This is a genomic window from Pseudomonas sp. SWRI179 (assembly GCF_014268705.1).
Classification (GTDB): domain Bacteria; phylum Pseudomonadota; class Gammaproteobacteria; order Pseudomonadales; family Pseudomonadaceae; genus Aquipseudomonas; species Aquipseudomonas zanjanensis.
This window is the reverse complement of sequence record NZ_JABWRA010000102.1, coordinates 1-7959: the sequence shown is the minus strand read 5'-3', so window position 1 is coordinate 7959 and position 7959 is coordinate 1. Positions and strand designations below refer to the sequence as shown.

The following is a 7959-nucleotide window of genomic DNA, read 5'->3' as shown; positions in this document are numbered from 1 at the left end:
TCTGCAGCCACAATATCCGCGCGCACCCGGAGTCCTTCTGTGGGAGCAAAGCTTGCTCGCGATGAGGCCGGCACATCCAACCTTTTCATTGGCTGTAATCCCCCCCAAAAAAAAGACAAAAAAAAGACGCTTCCCATTTCTGAAGAAGCGCCGTTTTGTCTAAGTGAACAGCATCACGCACAAGGCAGGTCTATTTCATTCCCACAAGAATCAGAACTCCGGGGTGTACTTCACGCTGAACATCAGGTTTCGCGGATCACCGAAGTTGTTGTTGCCATCAAGCTGGTTGTAAGCGGGCGTTATATACGTCTTGTCAAACAGGTTGTTGGCATTGAGCGCCAAAGCGATTTCTGGCGTCAGCTGGTAGCCGACACGGGCATTCCACACGGTATAACCCGGTACGTCGGTCTTTTCCTGGTAAACCAGTGTGTGGCTTTGGGTGGTGAAGCCCAGGCCAGTGCTGACACGGCTCCAGTCGCCGGTCAGCTGGTAGTTGCCCCATACCCGCAGCATGTGTTTCGGCGTCCAGCTACTGAAGACAACACCTTCCTTCCCCGGCTCCTCCAGGTACTTGGTGGTGTTGTAGGTGTAGCCCGCGAACAACTGCAGATTGTCTACCACTTCACCACTGATTTCCGCATCGAAACCCTGGCTGCGCACTTTCCCCGAGGCTGCCGAGCAATACCCTCCCTCACATACCATCCCGCCGGCGATGTCTTGGATGGCGCGGTTCTCGTGATCGTAACGAAAGACAGCCAGGGAGGTATTGACCCGACCGTCCATCAGCTCACCCTTGAGGCCGACTTCGTAGTTGGTGCCAACGATGGGCTTGAGCACCGAACCGCTGGTATCGACCTCGGTCTGGGGCTGGAATACATCGGTGTAGCTGGCGTACGCCGCCCACTCACGGCTCAGGTCATAGATGATACCGCCGTAGGGCGTGACCACTCCGGTTTCAGTTCCAGTGTTTGCCGTGTAGGGGGTAATACCGGCTGAGTCTTCGGTTCTCGACTTGTAGCTGAAGTCATACCAGCTGACCCGGGAACCCAGCACCAGCGTCAGATCATCGATCGGCTTGACACGCCAAGTGCCATACACACCCTTCTGGCGGATATCGTACTTACTGAGGACGCCCCGCCCGCCCGGGCTGTTGATCAGACTCTCATAGCTGATGTCCGGCCGGTTATTGTTCAGGTCGAAGATAGAGTCGCTGGTGCTGTTGAATGTACGGGCGTAGCGATCATCCGTCTCCAACTGCGAGAAGTTGCCGCCGAGCATGACTTCCTGCTCCATCGACAAGGCTTCGAACTTGCCGATCAGGTTCATGTCCAGACCAGACTTCGTGGACTGGAAATCAGTCACGAAATCGGCATATTGCACGCCACTGCCATCAGGCAATAGACCACCCCCCCTTTGCACCCGCTGGTTTTTCGCCTGGTTGTCTTCAGTCATGTACACGGCACCCACCTTGAACGCCCAGTCATCGTTGAACCGATGCTCCAGGTCGGTGTAGTAGGTGGTGACATCGATTTCCGAACGGTTCCACCGCGCCCCCGTATAGGTCGAACGCGACACGTCCGGCATCGACCCGTCGGCGTAGCGTGGCAGGCCACGGATGTTGCCGCGCGATTCGCCGTTGGATTGGCTGACCGCCAGGCCCAGGGTGGTGTCTTCGCTCAGGTCGACATCCAGCGCACCGTACAGCGAATGAGTCTTGCTCCACGCATGATCGACGAACGAATTGCTCTGGTCTTCATCGATGACGACGCGGCCGCGGATGTTGCCGGCCTGGTTCAGCGGGCCGCCGGCGTCCAGTTGCAGGCCGTAGTGATCCCAGGAGCCGGCCTTGCCGGTCAGGGTTACGGTCGGGGCATGCTGGCCACGCTTGCGCACCAGGTTGACGGCACCACCGGGGCTGCCAGTGCCTTGCAGCAAGCCGGCCGCGCCGCGCATGATTTCCAGGCGGTCGAAGAAGATCAGGTCCTGGGTCGCCCAGTTGCCCAGCGAATAGTTATTGCGCAGGATCGGCACGCCGTCATATTGCCAATCGTCGATCTGGAAACCGCGTGACGACAGGATCATGCCTTGGCCGACGCCCTGCAGGCCGACGATGCCGGTGGTCTGGTTGACGGCGTCCTTGAGGCTGACCAGGTTCTGGTCATCCATCTGCTTGCGCGTCATCACGGTGATCGACTGGGGAATTTCCTTGAGGGTGTGAGTGCCCTTGCCGAGGGTCACGGCCTTGCTGGTGTAGGAATGACTGCCTTCGGTTGTCGCGTCCAACGCTTGTGCACTGATGGTGGTCGCACCCAGCTCAAGGCCTCCCGTGGCAGGGCTGCGCATCAACATCCAGGTATTGCCCTCGAGGCTGTAGCGCACGCCTGTGCCCTTGAGCAACTCGGCGATGGCCGCCTGCGGGCTCATTGTGCCGCTGACGCGGGTGCTTTTCAGCCCGGCCATGTCGCCAGCGTTGTAGATCACTTGCTGGTTGGTCTGCTGACCGAAGGCTTGCAGTGCCTGCGGCAGCGGTTGCGCTGGGATGTCGATGCTGACGTCTTGCGCCATTACCTGAGTGCTGAGGGGCAGTACGCAGACCCACCCCAAACCGGCCAACACCCGCCGCGAACGCAGGCCGCGGGACATGACGAGTGCCTTGAAAAGAGGTTTCAACTCATGAATGGATGACATCGTGTTCTCTATTATTGGTCGAAGTAAAAGTCCATGGGGCCGAAGGGCCCGCCGCTCGCCGGCACACGTGAACCCGCCCCAGGGCAATGTGTCAGGGCGTGGCCGACCCGATGTGCCCACCTACCTAAGTAAGACGCAGCATCTGACAAAACCGGAATGACTTTACTTATCATTCGCGAAAATGATCAAAAAAAGGCCGGCTCTGTTGGGCGCCGGCCTTTTAATCCTGGATTCCATGAACACAGCCAATACCAGGGCTGCGAACACAACGGTGGCGAGGGAGCTTGCTCCCGCTGGGCCGGTCCGACGCTTCGGGCGAAGCGGCCCCAAGATTTTGCGGTCGCTGCGCAACCGAGCGGGAGCAAGCTCCCTCGCCACAATTGTGTGTCAGCCGGTTCCTCGCTAAATCCCCCTCCCGTCCAATCGTTCTACAGATGGGCGCGACCCAACCCGGCGTGCCGCCGTCCTCCAGCCCATGCGGTGCATGTCCCCGCGATGGCGTTCGTCCTTTTCATCTTGCAGGGAAACCTCCATGAGCCAACCAAAACGCGGGGTGATCAATGAATTGTTCACCCTGCTCAAACCCTTCCGGCTGATTGTCATCGGCGCCATCCTGCTGGGCATGGTCGGTGGCCTGAGCGTCACCGTGCTGCTGGCCACCATCAACCAGGTGCTGCACGCCGAAGGCGGGCTGAGTCACACCGTGGTGGGCGTGTTCGCCGGGTTGTGCCTGCTGGCCCTGATCAGTTCCATCTGTTCCGACATCGGCACCAACTACGTCGGCCAGAAGATCATCGCCAAGCTGCGCAAGGAGCTGGGGGGAAAAGTCCTGTCGGCACCGATCCAGCAGATCGAACGCTACCGCAGCCATCGCCTGATCCCGGTGTTGACCCACGACGTCGACACCATCAGCGATTTCGCCTTCGCCTTCGCCCCCCTGGCCATTTCCCTGACCGTCACCCTTGGGTGCATGGGGTACCTGGCAATGCTGTCGTGGCCGATGTTCCTGATGATGGTCGTGGCGATCATCATCGGCACCGTGGTGCAGTACATCGCCCGCGGTCGGGGGATCAAGGGCTTCATGGAGGCGCGCGACTCCGAGGACGAATTGCAGAAGCACTACAACGCCATCGCCGAAGGCGCCAAGGAGCTGCGCATCCATCGCCCTCGTCGGCACCGCATGTTCGTCTCGGGCATCGAGCACACCGCCGACAAGATCTGCGACACGCAGATCCGCTCGGTGAACATTTTCGTGATCGCCAAGACCTTCGGCTCGATGCTGTTCTTCGTGGTGATCGGCCTGGCCCTGGCCCTGCAGTCGCTATGGCCGAGCGCCGACAAAGCGGTGATGAGCGGTTTCGTGCTGGTGTTGCTGTACATGAAAGGCCCGCTGGAACACCTGATCGGTACCCTGCCCATCGTCAGTCGTGCGCAGATCGCCTTCCGCCGCATCGCCGAATTGTCGGAACAGTTTTCATCCCCTGAACCCCACTTGTTACTCAACGACCAAGGCCAGCCGAAAACGCCGGTGCAGACGCTGGAACTGAGCAACGTGTCCTATAGCTTCCCGGCGGTGGAAGGCGCCGCGCCGTTCCGCCTGGGGCCGGTGAACCTGAAGATCGACCAGGGCGACATCGTGTTCATCGTGGGTGAAAACGGCTGTGGCAAGACCACGCTGATCAAGCTGCTGTTGGGCCTCTACGCGCCGCAGCAAGGAGAAATCCGCCTCAACGACCACGCCGTGACGGCCGTGACCCGCGATGACTATCGCCAGTTGTTCACGACGATTTTTGCCGACTACTACCTGTTCGACGACATCGTCCAGGGCGACACCCATATCCCGGACGACGCCAACCAATACCTGCAACGCCTGGAGATCGCCCACAAGGTCAGCGTGCGCGACGGCGCTTTCACCACCACCGACCTGTCCACCGGCCAGCGCAAGCGCCTGGCGCTGGTCAATGCGTGGCTGGAAGAGCGTCCGGTGCTGGTCTTCGACGAATGGGCCGCCGACCAGGACCCGACCTTCCGGCGGATTTTCTACACGGAGTTGCTGCCGGACCTCAAGCGCCTGGGCAAGACCATCATCGTGATTTCCCACGATGACCGTTACTTCGACGTGGCCGACCAATTGGTGCGCATGGAAGCCGGCCGCGTCATCACCGAACTGACATCCGCCTGAATAATCACGATTCTCATTCTGGTTTTTCTGGGGTGGTGCGTCCTAATTAAGAATCGATCACAACTACACCCTATTAAAACTAAAACCTGCAAGAGTGAAACACATGCCAGCAACTCCGGGGATTCCACGTTTTACCAAGGCACTGATCATGCGGCGCCTGCTGCAACCAGGCTTCAGCGCCACCGCGTTCAGCCTGGCACTGGCCATGCCGTTCAGCGCACAGGTCCAGGCACAGGAAGTCGACCTCAACATCGCGGCGCAATCGCTGTCGAGTGCCCTGCAGGCGTTGAGCAATCAAACGAACATGCAAGTGCTCTACAGCGCCGATGATGTCCAGGGCCTGCGCAGCCAGCCGGTCAGTGGCCGGTTGTCGCCGGCGCAAGCGTTGTCGCAGATGCTGGTGGGGACCGGCGTCATGTTCACCATCCAGGGCAACACGGCCAGCGTGCGCGCCAGGACGTCAGGGGATTCGCTGGAACTGGGCGCCACAACCATCACCGGTAAAACCGCGGAATCGGCCTACGGTCCGGTGGACGGCTACGTCGCCACCCGCAGCGCCACCGGCACCAAGACCGACACTCCGATCCTGGAGATCCCGCAGACCATCAACGTGGTCACCGCCGACCAGATCGCCATCCAGGGCGCACGCAACCTGACCCAGGCCTTGCGCTACACGCCGGGCCTGGACACCAGTGGCTTCACCGACCGCAACACCATCGCCGATGAAATCACCAGCCGCGGGTTCGCGCCGACACAGCTGTACCTCGACGGTGCCTACCTGCCCTATGCCGGCAGCCTGGGCGGCGCGCCGCAAATCGATCCGTATACCTTGGAACGCATCGAAGTGCTCAAGGGCCCCTCATCGGTGCTGTACGGGCAGAACCAGCCGGGCGGCCTGATCAACATGGTCTCCAAGCGCCCGACCACTGAACAGCGCAGCCAGATCAAACTGGGCGCGGGCAGCTACGACCGGGTCAACGGCGCGTTCGACACCAGCGGCCCGATCGACGATCAAAAGGAATTCAGCTACCGCGTCATCGGCGTGGCGAAAAAAGGCAATCAACAAGTCGATCACACCCACAGCGAACGCATGCTGCTGGCACCGAGCCTGACCTGGGCGCCCAATGAAGACACCTCGCTGACGGTGCTGGCGCAGATCCAGCGCGATGACGGCCTGGAAGACTATCAGGCCTTGCCGATGATCGGCTCCCTGAAGCGCGGCCCCAACGGCCAGCGGATCGACCGGGACTTTTTCTCCGGCGACACGCGGTGGAACGACTACAAGCGTGACCAGTTCGTTCTCGGCTACGACTTCAGCCACAACTTCACCGATGACCTGACATTCCGCTCCACCGCCCGTTACACCGATGTGCGTGACCAGTATCGGGGCTTCTACCTGCGTGGTTTCGTTGGGAATGACCAGACCCAGGCCACTCGCAACAAACTCGACTGGCAGCAGCACAACACCGCCTACACCATTGATAACAATGTGGAATACAAATTCAACACCGGCGCCCTCGAGCACACCACCCTGGCGGGCGTGGACTATCGCCATTTCAACCGCAAATACAAGGGCTACAACATCACAGGCGCGCCAATCGACCTGTACGGCAATAACAACAACTACGACACCAGCGACGTGACCCCGACGCTGGACACCCAATGGGACAACACCGTTCGCCAGACCGGCGTCTACCTGCAAGACCAGATCAAGCTGGACAAGTGGATCCTGACCGTGGGTGGTCGCCAGGACTGGGCCGAAGTGGACAACAAGGACCTGCTGGCACGCACCGTTTCCTCACTGCGTGACAACAAGTTCACCGGCCGGATCGGCCTGACCTATGTCACCGATTTCGGCCTCGCGCCCTATATCAGTTACTCGGAATCCTTCCTGCCGACCACGGGCACGGACGCTAGCGGCAATGCCTTCAAGCCGACCGAGGGTGAACAATACGAAGTGGGTGTGAAATACCAGCCGTTCGACAAAACGATGATTACCGCGTCGGTGTTCCAGATCAAACAGAAGAACCTGGTCACCGGCGACCCTGCCGATCCCCAGAACTCGATCCAGTCGGGCCAGGTACGTTCACGGGGTGTCGAGCTGGAAGTCAAATCCACCCTCGACAACATCGAAGTCATGGCCGCCGCCACTTACCTCGACTCGTTCTACACCAAGGACAACTACGGCAACGAGGACAACCGCAGCGAGCAACAGGCACCGTTCTCCGCCACATTGTGGGCCAACTACCACTTCACCCAGGCCACGCTCAATGGCTTGACCTTCGGCGCAGGCGCCCGCCACACCGGCCGCAAGCCGGGCGACGCGGCCAACTCGTTCGACGTCCCAGCCTACACCGTGTTCGACACCACCATCAGCTATGACATGGGCAAGGCCACCTCGAGCCTGCGTGGCGTCACCACCAGCCTGAACGTGCAGAACGTCTTCGACCGCGAATACGTGTCCAACTGCAACTACTCGTTCGGCTGCTACTACGGCCAGGAACGCGTGGCCTCGCTGGACGTGACCTACGACTTCTAAGCAACACCGCACACGAAAAACCGGGCCTGGCCCTAATGCCGATCAGTTAAGCGAAATAAAACCCGGCAGTAACCCTGTGGCGAGGGAGCTTGCTCCCGCTGGGTCGCGAAGCGGCCCTGTTTTGGGGCTGCTACGCAGCCCAGCGGGAGCAAGCTCCCTCGCCACGGTTTGTGTGTTTGCCCGTGCTATCCACTTAACTGACAGGCATTAGGCCTGGCCCGGTTTTTTTGTGCCTGCAAATCTTGAAGTCATCCCAAAAACACTGTGGGAGCGGGCTTGCTCGCGAAGACGGCAGCACAGTCAACATCGATGTCGTTTGACCCACCGCTTTCGCGAGCAAGCCCGCTCCCACAAGGGATTTGTGGCGTATGCAAATCCTCAGACCACCCAAACATAACTGTGGGAGCGAGCCTGCTCGCGATGGCGGTGTATCAGTCGCTTCAAATGCCGGCTGACCCTCCGCTTTCGCGAGCAAGCCCGCTCCCACAAGGGATTTGTGGCGTATGCAAATCCTCAGACCACCCAAACATAACTGTGGGAGCGAGCCTGC

The 7959-nt window shown here is 60.0% G+C and carries 3 protein-coding genes; 2 read left to right on the top strand and 1 reads right to left on the bottom strand.

What is annotated here, in order from left to right:
• Positions 1-210: 210 nt before the first annotated feature.
• Positions 211-2688, bottom strand: a complete 2478-nt coding sequence (locus tag HU767_RS28220; protein WP_186731076.1) for a TonB-dependent receptor — start codon at positions 2686-2688, stop codon at positions 211-213.
• A gap of 532 nt (positions 2689-3220) precedes the next feature.
• On the opposite strand from HU767_RS28220, the gene HU767_RS28215 reads away from it, so the two are divergent.
• Positions 3221-4870, top strand: a complete 1650-nt coding sequence (locus tag HU767_RS28215; RefSeq protein ID WP_186731075.1) for a cyclic peptide export ABC transporter — start codon at positions 3221-3223, stop codon at positions 4868-4870.
• Between the two features lie 103 nt (positions 4871-4973).
• Positions 4974-7409: a TonB-dependent siderophore receptor gene (locus tag HU767_RS28210; protein ID WP_186731074.1), complete on the top strand. Its 2436-nt coding sequence runs from the start codon at positions 4974-4976 to the stop codon at positions 7407-7409.
• Positions 7410-7959 lie beyond the last annotated feature (550 nt).

What these genes read in the sequence shown, in the direction of transcription:
- HU767_RS28210 (WP_186731074.1), top strand. Translation starts at nt 4,974, where the DNA reads ATGCCAGCAACTCCGGGGATTCCACGTTTTACCAAGGCACTGATCATG.
- HU767_RS28220 (WP_186731076.1), bottom strand. Translation starts at nt 2,688, where the DNA reads ATGTCATCCATTCATGAGTTGAAACCTCTTTTCAAGGCACTCGTCATG.
- HU767_RS28215 (WP_186731075.1), top strand. Translation starts at nt 3,221, where the DNA reads ATGAGCCAACCAAAACGCGGGGTGATCAATGAATTGTTCACCCTGCTC.